Genomic DNA, 26,697 nt, shown 5'->3' on the forward strand with positions numbered 1-26,697 from the left:
CTGACGATGTCGGAGGCGACTTTGATGTTCGGGATTGGCGCGACGAAAGCGGGGACCAGTTGGCTCCACCGCTATCTTGCTGCGCATCCTGACTGTCATGTTCGCTCCATCAAGGAATTGCACTTCTTTGATACGATCGACAAAGGCCGGCAGAACGCGCAGTTGAGCGCGCTTCAGCGGAACCTGCAAAAGCTTCAGCGTCGTCAGAAAAACGGCGACCCGGCGAACGCGATCACCCGCGCCCACCGCATGGCGGATATTGAACAGTATTCGCGCGTGCTGAAAAAGGGCGACGAGGCTGAATACCTTGCGTTTCTGGACGAGGGACGGGACGGGCAACGCCTTATTGCTGACATAACTCCATCCTATGCCCTGTTGTCAGAGGGGCGCATGGAGAAGATGGCCAATATGGCCGCCGATGTGCGGTTCGTATACCTCCTACGCGACCCCGTGGCACGTTTGTGGAGCCATGTGCGTATGATTGCTAAGCGCCGCACAGATGCGGGGAACGATATCGCTGAACGCGCTCGGGAGATTCTTGAGCGCGCCCTTGGTGGTTTCGAAGTGCAAATCACCAACCGGGGTGACTATCGCGGAACGCTTGAACGGTTGAATGCAGCAGTCGATCCGTCGCGCCTGTTCTTGGCATTCTACGAAGACCTGTTTTCGAACACGACGATCGCGCGCTTGTGTGCCTTTCTTGGGATCGCCAACAAAACGGCTGATTTCGGGAAACGGGTTCATGAAGGCGTGCCTGTTGAACTGACCATGGCGCAACGGGGCCGCGCAGCTGCGTTCCTGAAACCGCAATATGACTATGTCGAGGCCAGCCTTGGCCAGCTTCCCGCCGCATGGGAAGCAAACAGGGTGGGGGTATAAGATGATGGACGGCAATTTTGACGACGCTCTGACGGGCGAGCAGAAGATCCGCAACTTTAACATTAACTTCGGGCCTCAGCACCCGGCGGCGCACGGCGTGCTTCGTATGGTGCTAGAGCTTGACGGTGAAATCGTTGAGCGCGCTGACCCGCATATCGGCCTGCTGCATCGCGGCACCGAAAAGCTGATGGAAAGCCGCACGTATCTGCAAAACCTGCCGTATCTGGACCGGTTGGATTATGTGGCACCAATGAACCAAGAACACGCTTGGTGCATGGCCATCGAAAAGCTGACCGGCACCGTTGTACCGCGTCGCGCCAGCCTGATCCGGGTTCTTTATTCGGAAATCGGTCGTATCCTGAACCACCTGCTGAACGTCACCACACAGGCGATGGACGTTGGCGCGCTGACCCCGCCACTGTGGGGCTTTGAAGAGCGTGAAAAGCTGATGGTGTTTTACGAACGCGCCTGTGGCGCACGTTTGCACGCGGCCTATTTCCGCCCCGGCGGTGTTCATCAAGACCTGCCACCACAGTTGATCGAAGACATCGACGACTGGGCCGATGAATTCCCGGCCGTGCTGGACGATATCGACGGCCTGCTGACCGAAAACCGTATCTTCAAACAGCGTAACGCCGATATTGGCATTATCAGCGAAGATGACATCCTTGATTGGGGTTTTTCGGGCGTCATGGTGCGCGGCTCTGGCCTTCCTTGGGATTTGCGTCGTTCGCAGCCCTATGAGTGCTATGACGAATTCGAATTCCAGATTCCTGTGGGTAAAAACGGTGACTGCTATGACCGTTACCTGTGCCGGATGGCCGAAATGCGGGAATCTTTGAAGATTATCAAACAGGCATGCGAAAAGCTGCGTGTTGAAAAAGGCGACGTGCTGGCCCGGGGCAAACTAACGCCCCCCGCACGCGCAGAGATGAAGACATCGATGGAAGCACTGATCCATCACTTCAAGCTCTACACCGAAGGCTTCCACGTACCAGCAGGCGAAGTTTATGCCGCAGTCGAGGCACCTAAGGGAGAGTTCGGCGTGTACATGGTTTCTGATGGTTCCAACAAACCTTACCGCGCCAAGTTGCGCGCGCCGGGTTTCCTGCATTTGCAGGCGATGGATTACGTGGCCAAGGGCCACCAGCTGGCCGATGTTGCTGCGATCATCGGCACGATGGATGTTGTTTTCGGGGAAATCGACAGATGACCCCTGCGTACATGGTATACGAGTTTCTGGGTGGGGACCCATTAGTGAAGGGCGCGGTGCCCTTGGCTTTCTTTTTACGGCCGGATTTTCCGGCAAAACGGAGTACCACCCATGAAGAATACACTTAAAATTACTGCAATTTGCGCTCTGCTTGCACCTATGTCTGCGTTTGCGACTGAAGTTGTTGACGTGACAGAAGAGCAGCTGGAATCGTTCCGCGTTGCGATCACCGCCACCGGCTGCACGATCGACGACGATGAGAGCGCGGCTGCTGTTGAAAGCGCAACCAAATATGACGAAGAAACGCTCAAAGCCATCGTAGAGCAGCTTCGTGTTTATGACGAAATCGTAGATGCTTCCCAAGAAGGCGGCATCACCCTCGTATCGGGAGAATGTGCTAGCTAATGCTTCGCCGTCTGCATCATGAACAGCCAGAGTCCTTTGCTTTTGCGCCAGATAACCTGGCCTGGGCGAAGGCTCAGCTGACAAAATACCCCGAAGGGCGCCAAGCCAGCGCCATCATCCCGCTATTGTGGAGAGCACAAGAGCAGGAGGGCTGGCTTTCGCGTCCGGCGATTGAATACATCGCTGATATGTTGGACATGGCCTATATCCGGGCGTTGGAGGTTGCGACCTTCTATTTCATGTTCCAGCTACAGCCTGTGGGTTCTGTCGCGCATATTCAGATTTGTGGCACGACGTCGTGCATGATCTGTGGCGCCGAAGACTTGATCGGTGTGTGCCGGGAAAAGATTGCAGACAAGCCGCACGCTCTTTCCGCCGACGGTAAGTTCAGCTGGGAAGAGGTTGAATGCCTTGGCGCTTGCGCCAATGCGCCAATGGCGCAGATCGGCAAAGATTACTACGAAGATCTGACAACCGAAAAGCTGGCCGAAATTATCGATCGGCTTTCAAAAGGCGAGGTTCCGGTTCCGGGGCCTCAGAACGGTCGCTATGCTGCAGAACCTTTGGGCGGTCTGACCAGCCTGAAAGAGTTCGACAGCGGGCACACCCAATATAACGCTTCTGCTCAGGCGGCTGTCGATATCGGCGATACCGTGAAACGTATCGACGGGACCGAGGTGCCGTTGCTAACCCCATGGGGCAAGCAAAGCGGTGGCGAAGATGTTGCTGCACCAAAAGCCCAGCCTGCGAAAAAGGCAGCTAAAGCCCCCAAGGCCAAAGCAAAGCCCGCAGCAAAAAGTGAACCCGTTTCGGCAGCTAAGGCTGATGCCGGCGCTTCCGCAGATGCCGCAAAGACAGATGCGAAACGCCCCAAGGCATTGAACGAGGCACGCGAAGGCGGCCCGGACGACCTTAAGCTGATCAAGGGCGTGGGTCCAAAGCTGGAACTGCTTTTGCATGTTCTGGGTTTCTACCATTTCGATCAAATCGCAGCCTGGACATCGGAGGAGGTGTCTTGGGTCGATGACAACCTGACCGGCTTTAAAGGGCGTGTGAGCCGTGACAATTGGGTTGACCAAGCCAAGGTTCTTGCCGCGGGTGGCAAGCCTGAATAGTGGAACGAGTGAATAGTAGTAACGTGTTATAAAACACGCACGTAAGTAACAGGGGACGAGGAATATGGCGGATAATTCTAACGGGCTTGGATGCCCTATGAAATGCTGGCTTGCGGCTGGCGTCGTTGGTCTTGTGGTTATGTTTGGTTTGCTTATGGGCACCCACACATTTCTTTCGGCTCTGTTCCTTGGCGTAGTAACCGCTGTTCTGATCGGGCTTCTTTTGAACTGGTTGGTCTGCACCCCAGCACAAAGCGCGCATGATGACAGCATTCAAACAGCTGCGCCCGCTAAGGCCGCTGCACCTGCCGCAGCCGCTGCGGCGGTGACGACGCAGGCCCCAAAAACGAGCGTTTCTGACGCGGCTGCGCAGACAGCCAAAGCACGTGCAGATGCGGATGCCGCAGAAGCCAAAGCCGCAGCCGACGCAAAAGCTGCTGCTGATGCAAAAGCTGCTGCTGATGCGAAAGCGGCTGCTGATGCGAAAGCGGCTGCTGATGCGAAAGCGGCTGCTGATGCGAAAGCGGCTGCCGATGCCAAAGCGGCTGCTGATGCAAAAGCGGCTACAGACGCTAAGGCTGCTGCCGATGCGAAAGCCGCGGCGGATGCGAAGGCTAAAGCGGATGCTGACAAAGCCGAAAAGGAAGCCGCAGCGAAAGCAGCAGCCCTGCGTGAGGCTGGCGACTATGACGGCGACGGAGTAATCGAAGGCACAGACGAAGGCGTTAAGCCTGCGACACTGGACGGCCCGCGTGGCGGTACAGCGGATGATCTGAAGAAGATCAAAGGTGTTGGGCCGAAACTGGAACAGCTTTTGTTTGATCTGGGCTTCTATCACTTCGATCAGGTTGCAGCCTGGTCGGCGGATGAGGTCGCTTGGGTTGATGCAAACCTTAAGGGCTTTAAGGGCCGCGTAAGTCGCGATGAGTGGGTCAAACAGGCCGGTCTCTTGGCGTCGGGCGGTGATACAGAATTCTCGAAGAAGGTCGACAAGGGCGGCGTTTACTAAGGGTGAACATGTCACGGGGGCACAAGCAGGAAGAAGCCGATGCACGGCAGGGTCGCGTTGCGGCGCTGGTGATTGCTGGCACGATGATCCTGTGGGTTGGCGCCCAATGGCTGGGGGGCCAACTTGGCCTTCCGACGCGCTTTGCCTTCTTGTTCGACTTGGCCGCAATGGCTGCGCTTTTCTGGGCGCTGGTGGTGACATATCAGATCTGGCGACGACGCCGGGACAATTGAGGTAATACAATGCTGAAGGACGAAGACCGTATCTTCACCAACATCTACGGCATGGACGAGCGCACGCTTGCGGGCGCTCGCCGTCATGGGCATTGGGATGGGACCGGCAACATCATCAAAAAAGGTCGCGACTGGATCATTGATGAGATGAAAGCCAGCGGCCTGCGTGGTCGTGGTGGTGCGGGTTTCCCGACCGGTTTGAAGTGGTCCTTCATGCCAAAGGAAAGCGATGGTCGCCCACACTATTTGGTCGTCAACGCAGATGAATCCGAACCGGGCACCTGTAAAGACCGCGAAATCATGCGCCACGATCCGCACACGCTGATCGAAGGCTGTTTGATTGCCGCGTTCGCGATGCAGGCGCATGTCAGCTATATCTATCTGCGCGGTGAATACATCCGCGAGCGTGAGGCGCTTCAGGCGGCGATTGACGAGGCCTATGACGCGGGTTTGCTGGGCAAGAACGCCGCTGGTTCAGGTTGGGATTTCGATCTTTATCTGCACCACGGGGCAGGGGCCTATATCTGTGGTGAAGAAACTGCGCTGCTGGAAAGCCTTGAGGGGCGCAAAGGGATGCCGCGGATGAAACCGCCATTCCCTGCTGGTGCTGGTCTTTATGGCTGCCCAACGACCGTGAACAACGTTGAATCAATCGCGGTGGTTCCGACCATCCTGCGCCGTGGCGCGTCTTGGTTCTCGGGCTTTGGCCGTCCAAATAACGCGGGCACCAAGTTGTTCGCGATTTCGGGCCATGTGAATAACCCCTGTGTCGTCGAAGAGGCGATGTCGATTTCGTTCGAAGAGCTGATCGACAAGCATTGCGGCGGCATCCGTGGCGGTTGGGACAACCTGAAAGCGGTTATTCCGGGCGGTTCGTCCGTTCCGTTGCTGCCTGCCGATATCGCCAAAGAAGCGATCATGGATTTCGACTGGCTACGCGAGCAACGCTCGGGTCTTGGAACGGCGGCTGTGATCGTGATGGATCAGTCCACCGACGTGATCAAAGCGATCTGGCGCCTGTCCAAATTCTATAAGCACGAAAGCTGCGGCCAGTGTACGCCGTGCCGTGAAGGCACAGGTTGGATGATGCGCGTGATGGATCGTTTGGTGAAGGGCGAAGCCCAACCCGAAGAGATCGACATGCTGCTGGACGTCACCAAACAGGTCGAAGGTCACACGATCTGCGCCCTAGGCGATGCGGCGGCTTGGCCGATCCAAGGTTTGATCCGCCATTTCCGTGACGAGATCGAAGATCGCATCAAGCACAAGCGCGTCAGCGCGGTTGCGGCGGAGTAATCGATAACCATGCAACCCCAAGGCCACCATCTTGCGGAACTGAACGTTGGGCGCCTGATCGCGCCCACCGATGATCCGCGCGTGGCCGAATTTATGGGCGCGCTTGACCGGATCAATGGTCTGGGCAAGCGGATGCCGGGGTTTGTTTGGATGATGGAAGGCTCGGGTGAACCGGGCACGGGAAATACAGATAACAAGATAGGCAACGACGCTCAGTTCGTTTCAAACCTGACGGTTTGGGAAGATGTCGTAAGCCTTGAAAGCTTCGTCTGGAACACGGTTCATCGCACGTTTTATGAACGGCGCGCGGAATGGTTTCAGGTGTTGGGGAAGATGCACTTTGTCATGTGGTGGGTGCCCGAAGGGCATGAACCCACCCTTGATGAGGCGTTGGGACGGCTCGATCACCTTCGCACCCATGGCGCATCGGATGATGCGTTCGGGTGGGAGTATCTGAAAGAGGCGCAGTCGTGGAAGACACATGGCTGCACTCAAGTAGCCGCGGAGTAGTAACGATGTTCAAGATTAATTCCACAAACCGCTTGCGTCATGCGGGCTTTGGCTTTGCGATATTGGCTGGGCTGTGCGTTGGCACAGCAAACGCCAGTGTCCATGGTGGTCTAAGTACCCACAAAGAGATCAACGAGGGGCTGACGGTCATCGCCGCCGGAGAAATGATTCAGGATAAATGCAACAGCATTACACCCCGAATGATCCGGGCCTATAGCTTTGCCAAAAGCCTTGAATCCATGGCGCATCAGGCGGGTTATAACGACAAACAGATCGAAGAGTTTGTCGAAGACAAGAAAGAAAAAGCGCGGGTTAAAGACGCCGCGCGGGCCTATCTTATCAGCAAAGGACTGGACCCCAAGCGGGCAGAGTCCTATTGCGAGGTCGGGCTTTATGAAATCGAACGAAACAGCCAGATCGGCGTTCTACTGAAAGCGAAGTGAGAGCTTATGGCGGACCTGCGCAAAATCATCATTGATGGCAACGAGATCGAAGTAGATCCGGCCATGACCCTGATCCAGGCCTGTGAGCAGGCGGGCATCGAGGTGCCGCGCTTTTGCTATCATGAGCGTCTAAGCATCGCCGGCAACTGCCGCATGTGTCTGGTCGAGGTTGTGGGCGGTCCGCCCAAGCCCGCCGCGTCTTGCGCGATGCAGGTCAAAGATTTGCGCCCTGGCCCCGAAGGGCAGCCACCGGTTGTGAAAACCAACTCGCCCATGGTCAAGAAGGCCCGCGAAGGCGTGATGGAATTCCTGCTGATCAACCACCCGCTGGATTGCCCGATCTGCGATCAGGGTGGCGAGTGTGATTTGCAAGACCAAGCAATGGCTTACGGGGTGGACTTCAGCCGTTATCGCGAACCAAAGCGTGCGACGGATGACCTTGATCTGGGGCCGCTGGTCGAAACCCACATGACACGCTGCATCAGCTGTACCCGTTGCGTGCGCTTTACCACCGAAGTTGCAGGTATCAGCCAGATGGGCCAAACCGGCCGCGGCGAAGATGCAGAGATTACTTCCTACCTTGGCGAAACGCTCGACAGCGAATTGCAGGGCAATATCATCGACCTGTGCCCCGTTGGTGCGCTGGTTTCCAAGCCTTACGCCTTTACCGCGCGCCCATGGGAACTGACCAAGACTGAATCTATCGATGTGATGGATGCGCTTGGTTCGAACATCCGCGTGGATACAAAGGGGCGCGAAGTTATGCGGTTCTTGCCGCGTAACCATGACGGCGTGAACGAAGAGTGGATTTCCGACAAAACGCGTTTTGTTTGGGATGGCCTTCGCCGCCAGCGTTTGGACAAGCCTTACATCCGCGAAAACGGCAAACTGCGCCCGGCCACATGGGGCGAGGCGCTTTCCAAAGCCGCTGACGCCATGAAGGGTAAGAAGGTTACCGGTCTTGTTGGCGATCTGGCCCCTGTTGAGGCTGCGTTTGCCCTGAAACAACTGGTTGAAGGTCAAGGCGGCAAGGTTGAATGCCGCACCGATGGCGGCAAGCTGCCAGCAGGCAACCGTTCGGCTTATGTCGGCACGGCAACGATCGAAGACATCGACAACGCGAAGATGATCCAACTGATCGGCTGTAACCCACGCGCAGAAGCGCCGGTGTTGAACGCGCGCATCCGCAAGGCATGGCTGAACGGCGCGACCGTAGGCTTGATCGGTGAAGCGGTTGATCTGACCTATGACTATGTTCACGTCGGCACGGATCGTAAGGCGTTGGTGGATACCGCCGCCAAAACGATGGGCGAAGTCAAAGACTTGGACAGCGTTGTTATCATCGGCGCAGGCGCATTGAACGAAGCCGATGGTGAGGCTGTTCTGAGCCAAGCAATGGAACTGGCCGCGAAGTCCAACAGCAAATTCATGGTGCTGCACACTGCTGCGGGCCGTGTTGGCGCGATGGATGCGGGCTGTGTCACCGAAGGCGGCATGGAAAAGGCGCTGGACGGGGCAGAGGTTATTTACAACCTCGGGTCCGATGAAATCGACATCGCTGCTGGCCCATTCGTTATCTATCAAGGTAGCCATGGCGACCGTGGTGCACACCGCGCCGACCTGATCTTGCCAGGCGCTGCTTATACGGAAGAGCAGGGGCTGTTCGTGAACACCGAAGGCCGCCCGCAATTGGCACTGCGCGCCAGCTTCCCTCCGGGCGAGGCGAAAGAAAACTGGGCGATCCTGCGGGCGTTGTCGGCTGAAATGGGTGCGACCCTGCCGTTTGACAGCATTGCGCAGCTTCGTCAGGCATTGGTGGCCGAGGTTCCGCATCTGGCGAAAATCGATCAGGTGGCAGAAAACGAATGGCAGCCGTTGGCGGTGAAGGCCCCAGCGAAAGCTAATTTCCGTCAGTCGGTTCAGGATTTCTATTTGACGAACCCAATCGCGCGCGCTTCGGCCCTGATGGCCGAGCTGAGCGCGAATGCAAAAGCGCGGCGTGAAGCGCCGATCGCGGCGGAGTAACGCGGCTATGGCGCAAACGCGACTTCTGGCGGGTGATCTGATGAATTCCATCGTCAAGATGGGGTTCGCTGCGGGTCAGCAGAATACGGATTGCGCAGCGGCGCAAGACGCGCCGTTCCGCGGGTACGGATTTGCACGTTATGTGCGTACTAAAGTCGAACAAGAGGGTGGTCTTTGGCGGGAGGATGCTGTTTACACACACTCGCCCGCGCTGCCACGCGGAGTGCGGAAAAACGACGCTAACGAAGTCGTCGCGAACGCATGGATGAAGGGCGACCGACGGTCTGAGGGTATGGGGCAAGAATGGCTGAATTTCTAAACACTGGCTTCGGAACGTTCGTGTTGATCGCGGCGCAATGCCTGCTGGTCATCGCGTTCGTGATGATTTCGCTTCTATTCCTCGTCTATGGCGACCGGAAGATCTGGGCAGCGGTACAAATGCGCAAAGGGCCAAACGTTGTTGGCGCCTTTGGTTTGCTGCAATCCGTGGCGGATGCGCTGAAATACGTCGTGAAAGAGGTGGTTATTCCCGCCGGTGCCGACAAGACGGTTTTCATGCTGGCGCCGCTGGTGTCTTTCGTGCTGGCGATGATCGCTTGGGCCGTTATCCCGTTTTCGGATGGCTGGGTTCTTGCAGATTTGAACGTGGCGATCCTGTATGTTTTCGCGGTGTCCTCGCTTGAAGTATACGGCGTGATCATGGGCGGTTGGGCATCCAACTCCAAATACCCATTCTTGGGCTCGCTTCGCTCTGCCGCGCAGATGATTTCTTACGAAGTGTCGCTGGGCCTGATCATTATCGGCGTCGTGCTGACCACAGGTTCCTTGAACTTCAGCCAAATCGTTGCGGCGCAAGATGGCAATTATGGGCTGTTTAGCTGGTACTGGCTGCCGCACTTCCCGATGGTCTTCTTGTTCTTCATCTCGGCGCTGGCCGAAACGAACCGCCCGCCGTTTGACCTTCCCGAAGCGGAATCCGAACTGGTTGCGGGGTATCAGGTTGAATATTCTTCCACGCCGTTCCTGTTGTTCATGGCCGGTGAATACATCGCCATCTTCCTGATGTGCGCGCTGACATCGCTGCTGTTCTTTGGCGGCTGGCTGTCCCCAATCCCCGGTTTGCCAGATGGCGCGCTGTGGATGGTTGGCAAGATGGCATTCTTCTTCTTCCTCTTCGCGATGGTGAAGGCGATCACGCCGCGCTACCGCTATGACCAACTGATGCGCATTGGCTGGAAAGTGTTCCTTCCGCTGTCGCTGATCTGGGTCGTGCTGGTGGCATTCGCCGCGCATTTCGAACTCTTCGGCGGTGCGTATGCCCGCTGGGCAATCGGAGGCTGATATGGCAATCGACTACACCCGCGCCGCGAAATACTTCTTGCTGTCGGACTTTATCGGCGGCTTCAAGCTGGGCCTGAAATACTTCTTCGCGCCCAAAGCAACGCTGAACTACCCGCATGAAAAGGGGCCTCTGTCGCCTCGTTTCCGCGGCGAACATGCGTTGCGCCGTTACCCGAATGGCGAAGAGCGTTGCATCGCCTGTAAACTGTGCGAGGCCGTGTGCCCCGCGCAGGCGATCACGATCGACGCTGAACCGCGCGAGGACGGCTCGCGCCGGACAACGCGCTATGACATCGACATGACCAAGTGCATCTATTGCGGTTTCTGTCAGGAAGCCTGCCCGGTGGATGCGATTGTCGAAGGCCCGAACTTCGAATTCTCGACCGAAACCCGCGAAGAGCTGTTTTACAACAAGGACAAGCTCCTTGAAAACGGCGAACGCTGGGAGGCCGAGATTGCGCGCAACCTTGAACTGGATGCGCCGTACCGATGACCGATTTCAGCAAACTCTTTGAGCAGATGATGGAGCAGAGCCACGCCATGGCCAAGGCTTTCAACCCCGCGTTGGAAAGCTTTCAGGTGACAGGCTTTGACAAAATCATGCCGACCATGCCGAAGAATTTCATGGACATGATGTGGGGCAACGCCTTCAACAAAGACGGGTTGGATTCCAAAACGCGCCTATTGGTCGTTTTGGCTGGCCTGACAGTGTTGGGTGCGCAGGCTGAACCACAGTTCAAGCTGACAGTTCGCCATGCGCTAGAAGCGGGGGCAACCCAGCAAGAGATCGCTGAAGTGATTTATCAGATGGCAATGCTTGGCGGCATTCCTGCAATGACCCACGCCTTGAACCTGGCTCAGGACGTGTTCAAAGAATCCGAGGAGGACGACGCATGAGCGTGGCCGATCTAGCATTTTACGCTTTCGCGATCACGGCTGTAGCAGCCGGTCTTTTCGTTGTTGTATCAAAAAACCCAGTCCATTCGGTTCTGTGGTTGATCCTAGCATTCCTAAGCGCGGCTGGCCTGTTCGTGCTGCTGGGCGCTGAATTCGTGGCGATGCTGTTGATCATCGTTTACGTGGGCGCGGTGGCGGTTCTGTTCCTGTTCGTCGTGATGATGCTGGACGTTGATTTCGCCGAACTTAAGGCCGAAATGGCGCGATATGTGCCGCTGGCGGCGCTTATCGGTGTCGTGTTGCTGATGCAGCTGGGCATGGTCTTTGGTGTTTGGCAGTTTGCCGATGACGCGCAAAGCCTGCGTGCGTCTGTGACCCCTGATGCGACCGAGGTGCACAACACCGCCGCACTGGGGCAGCTGATCTACGACGATTACATCTATCTCTTTCAAGCTGCGGGTCTGATCCTGTTGGTTGCCATGATCGGCGCCATTGTTCTGACCCTGCGCCACCGCACGAACGTCAAACGCCAGGATGTATTGGCGCAGATGTATCGTGATCCGGCCAAGGCAATGGAATTGAAAGACATGAAACCGGGGCAGGGGCTCTGAGCCTCTGGCTGATCATAGGGGTCGCAATGATCGTTGCGGGCCTGGCACTAAGAAAAAGACGTCATCGAAATGACGTCAACAATGACTGAGGGACGACATGGTCGGACTTGAACACTACCTAGCTGTCGCTGCGGCACTGTTCGTGATCGGGATTTTCGGGATTTTTCTGAACCGGAAGAACGTGATCGTCATCCTGATGTCGATCGAACTGATGCTTCTGGCGGTCAATATCAACTTCGTCGCGTTTTCGTCCTATCTGGGCGACATGGTCGGGCAGGTGTTTACACTGTTCGTTCTGACCGTTGCCGCGGCCGAAGCTGCCATTGGCCTTGCCATTCTGGTCTGTTTCTTCCGGACGCGTGGGACGATCGCGGTCGAAGATGTCAACGTGATGAAGGGGTAAGCAACCATGACAAGCATCATCCTCTTCGCTCCGCTGGTCGGGGCCATCATCTGCGGCTTTGGCTGGAAGATTATCGGTGAAAAGGCCGCCATGTGGGTCGCCACCGGGTTCCTGTTCCTTGCTGCGTTTCTAAGCTGGGTCGTGTTCCTGTCTTTCGACGGGCACATGGAGCAAATCCAGATCCTGCGCTGGATCGAAAGTGGCACGCTGTCGACCGACTGGTCCATCCGTCTTGACCGCATGACCGCGATCATGCTGATCGTTGTGACGACCGTGTCTTCCTTGGTTCACCTCTATAGCTTTGGCTACATGGATCACGATCCACAGTGGGGCGAGGGCGAGACTTACAAGCCGCGCTTCTTTGCCTATCTGTCGTTCTTTACGTTTGCCATGCTTATGCTGGTGACGTCTGACAACTTGGTTCAGATGTTCTTTGGCTGGGAAGGCGTTGGCGTTGCCTCGTATCTGTTGATTGGTTTCTACTGGAAGAAGCCATCGGCGGGCGCGGCTGCGATGAAAGCGTTCATTGTGAACCGGGTGGGTGACTTCGGTTTCGCGCTTGGCATCTTTGCTCTCTACTTCCTTGTCGACAGCGTCGCGTTTGACGATGTGTTCGCGGCGGCCCCGGCTTTGGCTGAGATGCAGCTGACCTTCTTGTGGAGAGACTGGAACGCGGCCAACGTGATTGCATTCCTTCTGTTTGTCGGCGCGATGGGTAAATCGGCTCAGCTGATCCTGCACACATGGTTGCCTGACGCGATGGAAGGCCCGACACCTGTGTCGGCTTTGATCCACGCGGCGACGATGGTTACTGCTGGTGTCTTCCTGGTGTGCCGCATGTCGCCACTGATGGAATACGCACCTGAAACGATGGCGTTTGTGACCTTCCTTGGCGCAACCACCGCGTTTTTCGCGGCGACCGTTGGCCTTGTGCAGAACGACATCAAACGCGTGATCGCATATTCAACCTGTTCGCAGCTTGGCTATATGTTTGTGGCGGCTGGCGTCGGTGTTTATTCGGCCGCGATGTTCCACCTGCTGACGCACGCGTTCTTTAAGGCGATGTTGTTCCTTGGCGCGGGTTCGGTCATCCACGCGATGCACCACGAACAAGACATGCGCAACTATGGTGATCTGCGTAAGAAGATTCCTTATACCTTCTGGGCGATGATGATCGGTACGTTGGCTATTACCGGCGTTGGTATTCCGCTGACGACAATCGGCTTCGCGGGCTTCCTATCTAAAGATGCGATCATCGAAAGCGCCTATGCTGGTACCCAAGGTGGCTACGCGTTCTGGATGTTGGTTATCGCCGCACTGTTCACCAGCTTCTATAGCTGGCGCCTGATGTTCATGACGTTCTATGGCAAAGCCCGTGGCGACAAGCACACGCACGACCACGCGCACGAAAGCCCGAAGGTCATGTTGATCCCGCTGGGTGTTCTGGCGATTGGCGCTGTCTTTTCTGGCATGGTGTTCTATGGCGGGTTCTTTGGCGACCACGATAAGGTCAACAAGTTCTTCGGTATTCCTGCCCATCATGAAACTGCTGATGCAGGTCACGGTGCCGAAACGGATACTCATGGTGCGGTCGAAACCCATGCGGTTGCTGACGACCATGCTGTGGCCGACACGCATGCGGATGACGCGCATGGTGATGATCACGCAACGACGATGGCAGACGAAGGTCATGCTGTGGTTGCTGCGGCCCATCACGGTACGGCACCCGTCGGCGCGATTTATATGAGCCCGGACAACCACGTGATGGACGACGCGCACCACGCCCCGAAATGGGTTAAGGTTTCGCCGTTCATCGCAATGCTGATCGGTCTGGCAACAGCCTATCTGTTCTATATCGTGAACCCGGCGCTGCCCAAGCGCTTGGCCGAAAGCCAGCGCCCGCTGTACCTGTTCCTGCTGAACAAATGGTACTTTGACGAGGTGTACGACTTCTTGTTCGTTCGCCCCGCTAAATGGCTTGGCGACTTCCTGTGGAGGAGGGGCGACGGAAACATCATCGACGGGTCGATCAACGGCGTGGCGATGGGGATCATCCCTTTCTTCACACGGCTCGCGGGGCGCGCTCAGTCTGGCTACTTGTTCCACTACGCGTTCGCGATGGTTATCGGAATTGCAGTCCTTGTCACTTGGATGTCTATCAGCGGAGGGGCTGAGTGATGGAAAACCTTCTTTCTATGATCACCTTCATCCCGCTGATCGCGGCACTTGTGCTGGCGTTCTTCCTGCGGGGTGATGATGAGGCTGCACAGCGTAACGCCAAGTGGGTCGCGCTGATCACTACGTCTTTTGTCTTCTTGGTATCGCTTTTCGTGCTGTTCGGGTTTGACCCGGCAGACACCGGTTTCCAGTTCGTGGAAGAGCGTGACTGGCTGATGGGCATGAAATACAAGATGGGTGTCGATGGAATCTCTGTCTTGTTTGTGATGCTGACGACCTTCCTGATGCCGATCACCATTGCGTCGTGCTGGAGCGTTACGTTCCGCGTTAAGGAATATATGATCGCCTTCTTGCTGCTGGAAACGCTGATGCTTGGCGTGTTCTGTGCGCTGGATCTGGTACTGTTCTATCTGTTCTTCGAAGGCGGCCTGATCCCGATGTTCCTGATCATCGGTATCTGGGGCGGTAAGAACCGCATCTATGCGTCTTTCAAGTTCTTCCTCTACACCTTCCTTGGTTCGGTTCTGATGCTGGTCGCGATGATCGCGATGTTCATGGAGGCCGGAACAACCGACATTCCAACGCTGCTTACTCACGAATTCTCATCCGGCACGATGAGCGTGATGGGCTGGCAGATTGTTGGTGGCATGCAAACGCTGCTGTGGTTGGCCTTCTTCGCAAGCTTTGCGGTAAAAATGCCGATGTTCCCAGTGCACACTTGGCTGCCCGATGCGCACGTTCAGGCTCCGACAGCGGGTTCCGTTGTTCTGGCCGCGATCCTGTTGAAGATGGGCGGCTACGGCTTCCTGCGCTTCAGCCTTCCAATGTTCCCGATTGCCTCTGACCTGTTGGCACCGCTGGTTCTGTGGATGTCTGCCATCGCCATCGTCTACACCTCGCTTATCGCGTTGGCGCAGAGCGATATGAAAAAGCTGATCGCTTATTCGTCTGTGGCTCACATGGGTTATGTGACGATGGGTATCTTCGCGGCGAACCAGCAGGGCATCGATGGCGCGATCTTCCAGATGATTAGCCACGGCTTTGTATCTGGCGCGTTGTTCCTGTGTGTTGGCGTGATCTATGACCGTATCCACACACGTGAGATTGACGCCTATGGCGGCCTTGTGAACCGCATGCCGGCCTATGCGCTGATCTTCATGCTGTTCACGATGGCAAACGTTGGCCTTCCGGGGACCTCGGGCTTTGTGGGTGAATTCCTGACGCTGATGGGTGTGTTCCAGGTCAACACTTGGGTTGCGGCTGTTGCGACGTCGGGTGTTATTCTGTCGGCCTGCTACGCGCTTTGGCTGTACCGCCGGGTCGTGTTTGGCGACCTGATCAAGGAAAGCCTGCGTTCGATCACCGATATGACAACGCGCGAACGTGCAATCTTTGCACCGCTTGTCTTCATGACACTGCTTTTGGGCGTCTATCCCAGCCTTGTGACCGATATCATCGGCCCCTCGGTTGAGGCGCTTGTTTCTAACCACCAGACGGCCGTCCTGCACAGTGACGCTGCTGTCCAGCTTGCTCAGCACTGAAGGGGAGAGTGATGATCTCTGCCGATATCAACGTCGTTCTTCCTGAAATTCTGCTGGCGCTATTTGCCATGGCGGCTCTGCTGTTTGGCGTCTACACGGGCAAGGACAAGACCGCGCCGTTGCTGGTCTATCTTACGTCTTTTGTCCTTGTCGCGCTGGCCATTTGGGTTGGGTTTAGCGGTGCGGGCACCGAAACCGCATTCAACGGTGCATTCATCGATGATGGCTTCGCACGGTTTGCAAAAGTTGTGATCCTGCTGTCGGGCGCTGCGGTGCTTTTGATGGCGCAGGAATACATGCTTCGTCAGGGCCTGCTCCGGTTCGAATACCCCGTTCTCGTTTCGCTGGCGATTGTCGGCATGATGATGATGGTGTCCGCGGGCGACCTGATGGCGCTTTACATGGGGCTAGAGCTTCAGTCGCTGGCGCTTTACGTCGTTGCATCGCTGCGCCGCGACAGTGCCAAGTCGACCGAGGCAGGTTTGAAATACTTCGTCCTTGGCGCGCTAAGCTCGGGTATGCTGCTGTACGGTGCATCGCTGACCTACGGTTACACCGGTACGACGCTGTTTAGCGGCATCATCGGTACCATCGGCGAAGAGGGGATCTCCCTTGGTCTGCTGTTTGGTCTGGTGTTCCTGATCACTGGCCTTGCGTTCAAAGTGTCGGCTGTGCCGTTCCACATGTGGACACCTGACGTTTATGAAGGTTCGCCCACCCCGGTCACGGCGTTCTTCGCGACCGCACCTAAGATGGCTGCGATGGGCCTGTTTGCACGCGTCATGTTCGATGCGTTCGGTAATGCGACTCATGACTGGGGGCAGGTTGTTGCCCTGTTGTCGGTTCTGTCGATGTTCCTTGGTGCGGTTGCCGCTATCGGCCAGACCAACATCAAACGCCTGATGGCCTATTCTTCGATTGCTCACATGGGCTTTGCGTTGATGGGGCTTGCTGCGGGCACCGCTGGTGGCGTTCAGGCGATGCTGATCTATATGGCGATCTATGTGACGATGAACGTCGGCACATTTGCCTTTGTCCTGAGCATGGAAAAAGACGGCCAGCCGGTGACCGACATCGCGTCGCTGAACATGTATTCCAAACGCGAGCCGCTTCGTGCGCTTGCGATGCTGGTGCTGTTGTTCAGCCTTGCCGGTGTTCCGCCAATGGTGGGTTTCTTCGGTAAGTTCTATGTGTTGATGGCTGCCGTTGACGCCGGGTATATGTGGCTGGCGATTGCTGGTGTTATCGCGTCCGTGATTGGCGCGTTCTATTACCTGCGCATCGTGTTCTACATGTATTTCGGAGACGAGCAGAAAGCCGGCCTTGATGGCACGATGAACCCGGTTCTGTGGGGCTTTCTGATGGCATCTGCCGCTGTCATGCTGGTTGGTGTGATCAACCTGTTCGGCATCGAAGGCCTAGCGCTGAGCGCGGCAGAGACCCTTGTCAATTGATCCTTGGCCTGCAGGCTATGCCCGGGTTGAGCTGCAAGAGATTGACAGCACCAACGCCGAGGCTGCCCGCAGGGTCCAAGACCTGACTGGCCCAACATGGATACTTGCCCATCGTCAGACCGCCGGGCGCGGTCGGCGAGGGCGGGCTTGGGCCGACCCCGCAGGCAACTTTTCCGCAACATTGGTGCAACGCCCCGGCGGCCCGCCTGAACAGGTGGCGTTACGCTCGTTCGTGGCTTCTTTGGCGTTGTTTGACGCCTTTGTTGCTGCGACTGGCCGTGCGAATTCCTTTTCACTGAAATGGCCCAATGATGTGCTGCTGAATGGCGGCAAAGTCGCAGGTATCCTGCTGGAAAGCGTGGGCAACAGCGTCAGTGTTTCCCATCTTGCCATTGGCATCGGGGTGAACTTGGCGAACACGCCCACCGGCCCGCAAGTTGAGGCCCGCGCGGTTCCACCCGTTAGCCTGCTGTCAGAGACGGGCTCCGTTGTCACACCGTCTGAATTTCTTGATCTGCTCGCCCCGGCCTATGCGCGTCACGAACAGCGCTTTTCGACATATGGCTTCGCCCCGATCCGCGAGGCGTGGATGCAACGCGCCGCCAAAGTGGGCGAAGTGATCACCGCGCGCACCGCCACGGAAGAGTTTACCGGCACCTTTGAGGCAGTAGACGAAACCGGCAATCTGATACTAAAGACAGCGCAAAGCCGCCGCGCCATCGCTGCTGCGGATGTGTTCTTTTAAAGGAGGGGCCCATGCTGCTCTGTATTGACTGCGGAAATACCAACACCGTCTTTTCGATATGGGATGGGACGCAGTTCCTGTGCACCCTGCGGACCTCAACCGAACATCAGCGGACGGCGGACCAATATTACGTATGGTATTCCACGCTGATCGAACATCACGGCATCCCTGCGGACATTACGGATGTCATCATCTCGTCCACGGTGCCGCGCGTTGTGTTCAACTTGCGGGTTTTTGCGGATCGGTATTTCAACACGCGCCCGATCGTCGTGGGGAAGGCTGAATGTTTGCTGCCACACGATCCCCGCGTGGACGAAGGCACCGCAGTTGGCCCCGACCGGCTGGTCAACACCGCCGGGGCGTTCGATCGCCATGGCGGCAATTTGATCGTCGTCGATTTCGGCACTGCGACAACCTTTGATGTGGTGGCCGAAGATGGGGCCTATATCGGTGGGGTGATCGCCCCCGGCGTAAACCTAAGCCTAGAGGCCTTGCACATGGCCGCGGCTGCCTTGCCCCATGTCGATGTGACGAAGCCGCCTGCCGTAATCGGAACCAACACCGTGGCCTGTATGCAATCCGGTATCTTCTGGGGCTATGTCGGTCTGGTTCGCGGCATCTCCGAGCAAATTCGCGCGGAATATGATAAACCTATGAAAGTCATCGGGACTGGGGGCCTTGCGTCATTGTTTGCGCAGGGCGACGGGCTATTTGACACAATCGAAGATGATCTAACGATGCACGGTCTAACCGTGATTCACGCCTATAATGAGGAAAACGGGGCGCTATGAGCAGCAACCGACTAATTTACCTTCCCCTCGGCGGTGCCGGGGAAATTGGGATGAACGCCTATGTCTATGGCTATGGCCCAAAGGATAATGAGCGGCTGATCCTCGTCGATCTGGGCGTGACTTTTCCCGACATGGAAAGCAGCCCCGGCGTCGATCTGATCTTCGCCGATATCGCCTGGCTGGAAGAGCGTGCAGACCGTTTGGAAGCCATCTTTATCACCCACGCCCATGAAGACCACGTTGGCGCGCTGGGGCATTTGTGGCCGCGTCTGAAGGCGCCGGTTTATACGCGTGCGTTCACCGGCAACATCGCCGTGCGCAAGTTGGAAGAGCGCGGCGTTGACCCGGCCTGCGTGAATATCGTGACGGCCTATCCCGAAACGATTGAGGCAGGGCCATTCACGGTGTCGTTCTTGCCTGTGTCCCATTCGATTCCGGAAAGTTCGGGCATGGTGATCGATACGCCAGCGGGCCGTATCGTGCATTCCGGCGATTTCAAACTGGACCGTAACCCAGTGGTGGGCGAGGCATTCGATCCCGATTTGTGGGCCTCAATCGCGGGCGATGGCATCAAGGCGCTGACATGTGATTCCACCAACGTGTTCTCACCCGCTGCGGGCCGCTCGGAATCGACGGTTGGCCCGGCGATCCGCCAGCTTGTTGAAAAGTCATCGGGTATGGTGGTTGCCACCACATTCGCATCCAACATCGCACGTGTGAAAACCTTGGCCGAGGCCGGGCGTGATGCGGGGCGTTCCATTGTTCTGCTGGGGCGCGCGATGCGCCGCATGGTTGAGGCGGGCGTTCAAAGCGGTGTGTTGAACAATTTCCCCACAACCGTGTCACCCGAAGATGCCATCAGCATTCCGCGCGAAAACCTGATGCTGCTTGTCACGGGCAGTCAGGGCGAGCGGCGCGCAGCCTCCGCGCAGCTAAGCCGGGGCAAATACCTTGGCCTGACGATGAAAGAGGGGGACACGTTCCTGTTTTCATCCAAGACCATTCCGGGGAACGAACGTGGGGTGCTGAGCATCGTTAACGCGTTCAGCCAGATGGGCGTGGATGTCGTGGATGATGCGGCTGACCTTTATCACGTGTCGGGCCATGCAAACCGCCCCGACCTTGAGGCGGTTCATAAAATCATGAAACCTCAGATGGTTATCCCGATGCACGGCGAACACCGCCACCTGCGAGAGCACGTGAAACTGGCCGGCGAAAACGGATTTCCAGCAATTATCGCCACCAACGGCACAATGCTTGACCTGACCGGTGATGAGCCGCGCGTGGTTGAACATATCGAATCCGGGCGGACCTATCTGGACGGCAAAATCCAGATCGGCGCGTTGGACGGTGTCGTGCGGGATCGTATCAGAATGGCGCTGAACGGCCTGATCCTTGTCACGCTGATCGTGGACGAAGACGACGAGCCGCTGGGCGAACCATGGGTGGAAATCAAAGGTCTTCCGCAGCAGGGCAATTCAAACGCGCCGCTGGCTGAAGTGCTGGAAGGGGATCTGGCCCAGCTGCTTGGCCGTGCCGACGACAAAACGTTGCGCGATGACGACAAGCTGGAAGAGGCCCTGCGCCGCCGTACGCGTCAGGTGGCATTGGATGAGATCGGGCGTAAGCCTGAAGTCATCGTCGTTGTCAGCAGGTTGATGGCTTAAGAAGAATAGGGGCTGAGGCGCAAGCGCCTCAGTCCATCGCTGGCGCCTTGAACGAACGCGTCAGGAATGCGGGCATGTGATCGCCCATTCCCACAACAGGTTCATCACGGCGACCGCCGGAACGACCGTTCTGCGACTTCCCGCCGTTGTTGCCACGCGGTTGCTTTTTCTGGCCACCGCTGCGTTCGCTACGCTCTGCTTTCTTGGCAGGCGCTTTTTCCTCTTTCACCTTCGGAGCTTCTGCTTTTTCAGCAGCTGGCTGCGCAGCGGGTGCTTCGACTGTTTTCAGCGGGTTGTCGAGGCGCGGGATTTCTTTCTTCACCAAGGATTCGATGTCGGCGAAGTTCTTTTCGTCGTGGGGCACGCAGATCATCATCGCCTTACCCTTACGGCCTGCGCGACCTGTACGGCCAATGCGGTGCACGTAATCTTCGGCGTGGCTTGGTACGTCGTAGTTGAACACGTGGCTAACGGCGGGCACATCCAGACCACGCGCAGCAACGTCTGACGCGACGAGGAAGCGCAGCTTGCCTTCGCGGAAAGCCTCCAGCGTTTTCATGCGTTGGGATTGGTCCAGATCGCCGTGAATAGGGGCGGCGTCATAGCCGTATTTGTTCAGCGACTTAGCAACGATATCAACTTCGGTCTTCCGGTTGCAGAAGATGATGGCGTTGCTGCAAGCGTCGCCTTCTTCTTTGATCAGGGCGCGTAGAAGTTCGCGTTTTTCTTTGGCCTGACGGTCCTTGCGCGATGCTTTGAACAGGATCACGCCTTGTTCAATATTCTCACTCGTCGTCGCGGCGCGCGCGACTTCGATTTTGACCGGGTTGGAAAGGAATGTGTTGGTGATACGCTCAATTTCAGGGGCCATCGTGGCCGAGAAGAACAGCGTCTGACGCGTGAACGGTGTCAGCTGAAAAATGCGTTCGATATCGGGAATGAAACCCATATCCAGCATACGGTCGGCTTCGTCCACCACCATGATCTGAACGCCTGTCAGCAACAGCTTGCCACGTTCGACATGGTCCAGCAGGCGGCCGGGGGTTGCGATCAGAACGTCAACGCCGCGGTCGATCAGGGCGTCTTGTTCTTTGAACGAAACACCGCCGATCAGCAAAGCTTTCGTCAGCTTGGTGTTCTTTGCATATGTATCGAAGTTTTCGGCAACCTGAGCAGCCAGTTCGCGCGTCGGCGCCAGCACGAGGCTGCGTGGCATACGTGCCCGTGCGCGGCCCTTGGACAGAAGTGTGATCATCGGCAGCGTGAAGCTGGCGGTTTTACCGGTGCCGGTTTGGGCGATGCCCAATACGTCTTGGCCCTTTAGGGCGGGGGGAATCGCACCTTCCTGAATAGGCGTTGGCGTTTCATAGCCAGCTTCGGAAACGGCGGAAAGTACTTTGGGATCAAGCCCCAAGTCTGCAAATTTGGTCATAAAGGCCCTTTGGGTTGGCGGCGTCTGAAACGACCGCAACTCCACGCGGCCTGACCGGCCGTATTGCCGATCCTTCAATTAGGCGCGATGATTAGGGTAAAGCGCCCCAAACGTCAAGAAATCCAAATAGCTAGGGCCAAAGCCAGAACATCAAAATAACCTCTGGCAGAATTGCGACCATCCCAAACAAGGTGATCAGCCCATCACGCCCCGTCAATCCAAGCCCAAGAAGCAATATGTGGAACGACATGACGAAGGGAAAGCCGGGGATAAACCCGATGATCAGAACGACAGTTCCGGTTCCCAGCACTATGAGGCCAATAAGGCGTATTATCAGCGGGCTTTCCACGATGCCCACCAGACGCGGTGCAAGCAGCGGGCGAAGCCGTTTGGCGACCGGTCTGGCCTTGTCTACAGATCCGCGGATCAGCTTGCCCGAGATGTTGATCCGTTGCAGCCGTGAAGGCAGCCAAAGATGGGTTCGCCGCATAAGCATATGCGCGCCGATAACGATAAAAAATCCGGCGACGATGCCCGGCATTCCGGGCACCATGCCGATTGGCAGGATCAAGAACGTGGCCAAGGTAACCAGAAGGGGGCCAAAACCGCGCGCGCCCAAGGCCGTAAGAAGATCGCCAAGCGACAGGGAATCTTGCCCATCGCTTAGCTGTTCCAGCCTGTTAATCAGGCTGGCAAGGTGATCCGCGCCTTGTGATGGCTGGCTCACGTTGCGCCCCTTAGACCTGCATTTCTTTGGTTGCGCTTAGGGTCAATTCGGGATGGTCGCGGACGATCCGGTCGATGTCCCATTGCAGACGAGTCATATAGACGATGTCGCCATCGTGGTCGTAGGAAATATGACCCTTGTTCGCGTTGACGAACTTGTCCACCGCATCTTTCGGGCCGGTAACCCAGCGCGCCGACGTGAATTGAGAGGCTTCGAACCGAACGGGCAGGCCGTATTCCATCTCGATCCGGCTGGCGAGCACTTCGAACTGAAGCTGCCCCACAACGCCAACGATGAAGCCTGAACCGATCATTGGTTTGAAAACCTTGGCGGCACCTTCTTCCGCGAATTGCATCAGCGCCTTTTCAAGGTGCTTGGCCTTCATCGGGTCGCCCGCACGCACGGTTTGCAGCAGTTCCGGGGCGAACGAAGGGATGCCTGTCACACGGATCGCCTCGCCTTCGGTCAGGGTGTCACCGATGCGTAGCTGGCCGTGGTTCGGGATGCCGATGATGTCGCCAGCCCACGCTTCGTCCGCAAGTTCCCGGTCGGATGCCAAGAACAGAACCGGGTTCGAAATCGCCATCGGCTTTTTCGTGCGCACGTGGGTCAGTTTCATGCCACGCTTAAAGTGACCCGAGGCCATTCGCAGAAACGCGACACGGTCCCGGTGCTTGGGGTCCATGTTTGCCTGAACTTTGAAGACAAAGCCGGAAACCTTTGTTTCCTCAGGGGAAATCTTGCGCGGCTCTGCTGCTTGGATCTGCGGTTCGGGGCCGAAATCACCGATGCCGTCCATCAGTTCTTTCACCCCGAACGAATTGATGGCGGACCCGAACCAGATCGGTGTCAGGGTGCCATCCAGCAGGGCTTGGCGATCCATCGGTGGCAGCAATTCACGTGCCATTTCGATTTCTTCGCGGAACTTTTCCAGAAGCTCGGCAGGGATGTGTTCCTCTAGCTTCGGATCGTCCAACCCTTTGATAGAGATGCTTTCGGCGACCTTGTTCCGGTCTGCGCGGTCCATCAGCTCCAGCCGGTCGCGCAACAGATCGTAACAGCCAACGAAATCGCGCCCCATGCCAATGGGCCAGCTGGCTGGCGTCACGTCGATGGCAAGGTTTTCCTGAATCTCGTCGATAATTTCAAAGGTGTCGCGGCTTTCCCGGTCCATCTTGTTACAGAAGGTCAGGATCGGCAGATCACGCAGGCGGCACACTTCGAACAGCTTTTGCGTCTGGCTTTCCACGCCTTTCGCGCCGTCAATCACCATGACAGCCGCATCCACCGCCGTCAGCGTGCGATAGGTATCTTCGGAAAAGTCGCTGTGGCCGGGGGTGTCCACCAGATTGTACCGGTAGTCGCCATAGTCAAACGACATAGCCGACGCCGACACCGAAATGCCCCGGTCTTTTTCCATCTGCATGAAATCCGACCGTGTTCGCCGTGCCTCGCCCTTGGCGCGCACTTGGCCAGCCATCTGAATCGCACCGCCATAAAGCAGAAACTTTTCAGTCAGCGTCGTTTTACCCGCATCTGGGTGCGAGATGATGGCAAACGTGCGCCGCCGAGCGACTTCGGCGGGCAGGTTAGGGCGGTTGGTAGGTGCGTCCAGCATGTGGGGCATATAGCGCCCGCATCGTCCAAGCGAAAGGGGCTGTGATATCTGACGTTCAGATTCCTAATGCATCGCCTGACTAGTCGCGGCGCACCGCACGGCGCAGTGCGTTGGGGCCAACTTTGCTGAACTGGCTTTTTTCTGCTTCGGCCCTGAAATCGCGTTCCGCTGTAGTGTCTGACATTCGCGAAGAGGCGTCTTTGGCAAGGTCATCGGGAAGGCTCGCCAACGTTGTTTCGTTGATCAGCAAACTTTCCGTCGGTGTGCATTCGGCATAGATGATTTCATGCTGATCGAAGGCCAGATGGAAGTATTGGACATAGCCGCCTTTGCGGATGAAGACTTTTTCACCGTCCACAAGGTTGCGTGCTTTTACCAACAACTCGGCGCTTCCCGTCAGAAGCTGCTGATTGCGATTATAGATGAACAGCCGCTGGTGCTGACTGACGATCATGTCGCTTTCGTTGAACAGCGTTCCACGCTTGATAACCACGGGGGCGTAGGGGCCGATGGCACGCACGGTGCGCTGGCCGATCCACCGCAAGGGCTGTGCACCACCATCGCGCGTCAAGATGCGGTCGCCAATGGTCAAGTCTTCGATTGCGCGCTGCACCCCATCGGCAAGCGTGATCATGGTTCCGCGGGTGAAGGCGACGGGGGTAAGATCCGCCACCCGGATCTCGCCCGGGTCATCGGTGTGGGACAGCAGCGTGTATTCCACGGCCGGTTCAATCGGGCTTAGCGGAGCGAAGTAAAGCATTTGACCCGCCTGGGTCGCATGATGGGCGATTAGCAGAATTTCGACCTTGTCGCCGTCGGGAGCCATAAAGGTCAGCCGTCCGTGCAGGAACAGCGCGTCACCGGTGGTTCCAACCTCGGATCCGTCGGCCACGAATTGCCCCTTCGCTGGGGTCTGCAGGCACTGCCCGTCGTCGGTCGTGCTGGCATCAGAAATTGCCAGCTGAAGCACCTCAGCGTCGAGAGCCAAGCGATAACCGTCGCCCAGGCACTGCTCTTCTAATGAAAGAAGTGGGTCGCCGATATTCGCACCTGAAACCACAACCAAATCAGTCGCCGGAAACACATGGGCGGAATAGCTGACTGAATTGCCCCGTGGCGCGGTTTGGTTCATGGCAGTGGCTGTCCCCCGTTTGGGAATTTGGCGCATTGGTGGGTGGCGTCACGACCTGACAAATATCATTCGCGATTTGAAGTTTAATTACGGTTAAGCTGGGCACAAGGTCAACGGCTTGCCCGTTTGCATGCTATCAGGTTTGCGCGATCAATTGGTACACAATGATTATTTACGCTGCGGCCTTTTCGCGGGCGTTGCGCGATGCTAGCGACAGTAAACGACAAAATTGGGAGTGGCTCTATGGATTTGGGAATTGCTGGAAAACGCGCATTGGTTTGCGCTTCGTCCAAGGGTTTGGGGTTGGGCTGTGCCCAAGCATTGGCCGAAGCTGGCGTAAACCTTGTGATGAACGCACGCGGGAAAGAGGCGCTGGAACTGGCGGCTGAGGGTATTCGCACCAAATACGGCGTCGATGTCGCCACTGTGGCTGCGGATATCACCACCGAAGACGGGCGCAGCGCGGTTTTGGAAGCGGCGGCCAGTGTTGATATTCTGGTGACCAATGCCGGTGGTCCGCCTCCGGGGATGTGGACCGACTGGGAACGTGACGATTTTATCGCGGCGCTGGATGCTAACATGCTGGCACCGATCGCGCTGATCAAAGCGCTTGTTCCGGGCATGATCGACAAAGGCTGGGGCAGGGTGGTGAACATCACCTCGCAATCCGTGAAGGCTCCGATTGCTGTTCTTGGGCTGTCGAACTCTGCGCGGGCCGGTTTGACTGGTTATGTCGCGGGCACCGCGCGTCAGGTCGCGCCGCATGGTGTTACGATCAACAACATGTTGCCGGGTATCCATGCGACGGATCGCGCGGTATCGCTTGATACAGGTGTGTCGCAGCAACAAGGCATCACGCTGGACGAGGCGCGCCAGCAGCGCGAGGCGACAATTCCTGCCCGCCGCTATGGTACGGCCGAGGAATTCGGCGCGATGTGCGCGTTCTTGTGTTCGCAACGCGCTGGTTTCATTGTCGGCCAGAACATCCTTCTGGATGGCGGCGCAGTGAACGCGACCCTTTAAGGAACGTCT

27 protein-coding genes are annotated in these 26,697 nt (G+C 57.0%); 23 read left to right on the forward strand and 4 right to left on the reverse strand.

All coding sequences use genetic code 11. From position 1 onward, the window contains the following. The first annotated feature begins 6 nt into the window (after positions 1 to 6). From COL8621_RS05770 to COL8621_RS05875, 22 genes are all read left to right on the forward strand, one after another. Complete coding sequence (locus COL8621_RS05770) at positions 7 to 879, forward strand: sulfotransferase family protein (RefSeq protein WP_176438437.1); 873 nt, start codon at positions 7 to 9, stop codon at positions 877 to 879. Between the two features lie 4 nt (positions 880 to 883). Continuing rightward, positions 884 to 2,092 carry an NADH-quinone oxidoreductase subunit D gene (locus tag COL8621_RS05775; protein WP_093966943.1) on the forward strand — a complete coding sequence of 403 codons (1,209 nt, stop codon included), beginning with the start codon at positions 884 to 886 and terminating at the stop codon, positions 2,090 to 2,092. Between the two features lie 111 nt (positions 2,093 to 2,203). After that, on the forward strand, positions 2,204 to 2,497 hold the full coding sequence (locus COL8621_RS05780) for a hypothetical protein (protein WP_141137839.1): 294 nt from the start codon (positions 2,204 to 2,206) through the stop codon (positions 2,495 to 2,497). Further along, the gene (locus tag COL8621_RS05785) at positions 2,497 to 3,612 is read left to right on the forward strand and encodes an NADH-quinone oxidoreductase subunit E (protein ID WP_093966323.1); all 1,116 of its coding nucleotides are present in this window, start codon (positions 2,497 to 2,499) and stop codon (positions 3,610 to 3,612) included. The genes COL8621_RS05780 and COL8621_RS05785 overlap by 1 nt, the downstream gene beginning before the upstream one ends. A 64-nt stretch (positions 3,613 to 3,676) precedes the next feature. Further along, on the forward strand, positions 3,677 to 4,621 hold the full coding sequence (locus tag COL8621_RS19280; protein WP_235823751.1) for a helix-hairpin-helix domain-containing protein: 945 nt from the start codon (positions 3,677 to 3,679) through the stop codon (positions 4,619 to 4,621). Between the two features lie 8 nt (positions 4,622 to 4,629). Next, positions 4,630 to 4,854, forward strand: coding sequence for a DUF5337 domain-containing protein (locus COL8621_RS05795; RefSeq protein WP_093966324.1), 225 nt, complete (start codon positions 4,630 to 4,632; stop codon positions 4,852 to 4,854). A 9-nt stretch (positions 4,855 to 4,863) separates the two neighbouring features. After that, positions 4,864 to 6,150: an NADH-quinone oxidoreductase subunit NuoF gene (nuoF, locus tag COL8621_RS05800; RefSeq protein ID WP_093966325.1), complete on the forward strand. Its 1,287-nt coding sequence runs from the start codon at positions 4,864 to 4,866 to the stop codon at positions 6,148 to 6,150. Between the two features lie 9 nt (positions 6,151 to 6,159). Then, positions 6,160 to 6,660, forward strand: coding sequence for a DUF3291 domain-containing protein (locus COL8621_RS05805; protein WP_093966326.1), 501 nt, complete (start codon positions 6,160 to 6,162; stop codon positions 6,658 to 6,660). A 5-nt stretch (positions 6,661 to 6,665) separates the two neighbouring features. Beyond that, positions 6,666 to 7,103 carry a DUF5333 domain-containing protein gene (locus COL8621_RS05810; RefSeq protein ID WP_093966327.1) on the forward strand — a complete coding sequence of 146 codons (438 nt, stop codon included), beginning with the start codon at positions 6,666 to 6,668 and terminating at the stop codon, positions 7,101 to 7,103. Positions 7,104 to 7,109: 6 nt separating this feature from the next. Then, positions 7,110 to 9,128, forward strand: coding sequence for an NADH-quinone oxidoreductase subunit NuoG (gene nuoG / locus COL8621_RS05815; RefSeq protein WP_093966328.1), 2,019 nt, complete (start codon positions 7,110 to 7,112; stop codon positions 9,126 to 9,128). 7 nt (positions 9,129 to 9,135) lie between these two features. After that, positions 9,136 to 9,447, forward strand: coding sequence for a YNQ4 family lipoprotein (locus tag COL8621_RS05820; RefSeq protein ID WP_093966329.1), 312 nt, complete (start codon positions 9,136 to 9,138; stop codon positions 9,445 to 9,447). Next, positions 9,432 to 10,469 (forward strand): NADH-quinone oxidoreductase subunit NuoH, encoded by a 1,038-nt coding sequence (nuoH, locus tag COL8621_RS05825; protein WP_093966330.1) that lies wholly within the window; start codon positions 9,432 to 9,434, stop codon positions 10,467 to 10,469. Before COL8621_RS05820 ends, nuoH begins: the two co-directional genes overlap by 16 nt. 1 nt (position 10,470) lies before the next feature. Further along, positions 10,471 to 10,962: an NADH-quinone oxidoreductase subunit NuoI gene (gene nuoI / locus COL8621_RS05830; protein WP_093966944.1), complete on the forward strand. Its 492-nt coding sequence runs from the start codon at positions 10,471 to 10,473 to the stop codon at positions 10,960 to 10,962. Beyond that, entirely contained in the window at positions 10,959 to 11,366 is a 408-nt protein-coding gene (locus COL8621_RS05835; protein ID WP_093966331.1) for a carboxymuconolactone decarboxylase family protein, read from the forward strand. The genes nuoI and COL8621_RS05835 overlap by 4 nt, the downstream gene beginning before the upstream one ends. Further along, positions 11,363 to 11,977: an NADH-quinone oxidoreductase subunit J gene (locus tag COL8621_RS05840; protein ID WP_093966332.1), complete on the forward strand. Its 615-nt coding sequence runs from the start codon at positions 11,363 to 11,365 to the stop codon at positions 11,975 to 11,977. The genes COL8621_RS05835 and COL8621_RS05840 overlap by 4 nt, the downstream gene beginning before the upstream one ends. A 97-nt stretch (positions 11,978 to 12,074) precedes the next feature. Continuing rightward, positions 12,075 to 12,380 (forward strand): NADH-quinone oxidoreductase subunit NuoK, encoded by a 306-nt coding sequence (gene nuoK, locus COL8621_RS05845; RefSeq protein WP_093966333.1) that lies wholly within the window; start codon positions 12,075 to 12,077, stop codon positions 12,378 to 12,380. A 6-nt stretch (positions 12,381 to 12,386) separates the two neighbouring features. Further along, complete coding sequence (gene nuoL / locus COL8621_RS05850; RefSeq protein ID WP_093966334.1) at positions 12,387 to 14,558, forward strand: NADH-quinone oxidoreductase subunit L; 2,172 nt, start codon at positions 12,387 to 12,389, stop codon at positions 14,556 to 14,558. Further along, positions 14,558 to 16,099 (forward strand): NADH-quinone oxidoreductase subunit M, encoded by a 1,542-nt coding sequence (locus COL8621_RS05855; RefSeq protein WP_093966335.1) that lies wholly within the window; start codon positions 14,558 to 14,560, stop codon positions 16,097 to 16,099. The genes nuoL and COL8621_RS05855 overlap by 1 nt, the downstream gene beginning before the upstream one ends. A gap of 11 nt (positions 16,100 to 16,110) precedes the next feature. Beyond that, positions 16,111 to 17,553 (forward strand): NADH-quinone oxidoreductase subunit NuoN, encoded by a 1,443-nt coding sequence (gene nuoN / locus COL8621_RS05860; RefSeq protein WP_093966336.1) that lies wholly within the window; start codon positions 16,111 to 16,113, stop codon positions 17,551 to 17,553. After that, positions 17,549 to 18,298, forward strand: a complete 750-nt coding sequence (locus COL8621_RS05865) for a biotin--[acetyl-CoA-carboxylase] ligase (protein WP_093966945.1) — start codon at positions 17,549 to 17,551, stop codon at positions 18,296 to 18,298. The genes nuoN and COL8621_RS05865 overlap by 5 nt, the downstream gene beginning before the upstream one ends. A gap of 11 nt (positions 18,299 to 18,309) precedes the next feature. Next, the gene (locus COL8621_RS05870; protein WP_093966337.1) at positions 18,310 to 19,089 is read left to right on the forward strand and encodes a type III pantothenate kinase; all 780 of its coding nucleotides are present in this window, start codon (positions 18,310 to 18,312) and stop codon (positions 19,087 to 19,089) included. Then, complete coding sequence (locus COL8621_RS05875; protein WP_093966338.1) at positions 19,086 to 20,756, forward strand: ribonuclease J; 1,671 nt, start codon at positions 19,086 to 19,088, stop codon at positions 20,754 to 20,756. Before COL8621_RS05870 ends, COL8621_RS05875 begins: the two co-directional genes overlap by 4 nt. 28 nt (positions 20,757 to 20,784) lie before the next feature. Here the strand turns inward: COL8621_RS05875 and COL8621_RS05880 are convergent, their stop codons facing one another. From COL8621_RS05880 to COL8621_RS05895, 4 genes are all read right to left on the reverse strand, one after another. Continuing rightward, entirely contained in the window at positions 20,785 to 22,188 is a 1,404-nt protein-coding gene (locus tag COL8621_RS05880; protein WP_093966339.1) for a DEAD/DEAH box helicase, read from the reverse strand. Between the two features lie 130 nt (positions 22,189 to 22,318). Continuing rightward, positions 22,319 to 22,915 (reverse strand): exopolysaccharide biosynthesis protein, encoded by a 597-nt coding sequence (locus COL8621_RS05885; RefSeq protein ID WP_093966340.1) that lies wholly within the window; start codon positions 22,913 to 22,915, stop codon positions 22,319 to 22,321. Between the two features lie 10 nt (positions 22,916 to 22,925). Continuing rightward, on the reverse strand, positions 22,926 to 24,533 hold the full coding sequence (locus tag COL8621_RS05890; RefSeq protein WP_093966341.1) for a peptide chain release factor 3: 1,608 nt from the start codon (positions 24,531 to 24,533) through the stop codon (positions 22,926 to 22,928). Positions 24,534 to 24,612: 79 nt separating this feature from the next. Beyond that, positions 24,613 to 25,665, reverse strand: coding sequence for a Hint domain-containing protein (locus tag COL8621_RS05895; RefSeq protein WP_093966342.1), 1,053 nt, complete (start codon positions 25,663 to 25,665; stop codon positions 24,613 to 24,615). 243 nt (positions 25,666 to 25,908) lie between these two features. On the opposite strand from COL8621_RS05895, the gene COL8621_RS05900 reads away from it, so the two are divergent. Next, a complete protein-coding gene (locus COL8621_RS05900; RefSeq protein ID WP_093966343.1) occupies positions 25,909 to 26,688 on the forward strand; it encodes an SDR family oxidoreductase in 780 nt (259 codons plus the stop codon). Positions 26,689 to 26,697: the final 9 nt, after the last annotated feature.

Source organism: Actibacterium lipolyticum, from assembly GCF_900184935.1.
In the GTDB taxonomy this organism is placed as follows: Bacteria; Pseudomonadota; Alphaproteobacteria; order Rhodobacterales; family Rhodobacteraceae; genus Actibacterium_A; species Actibacterium_A lipolyticum.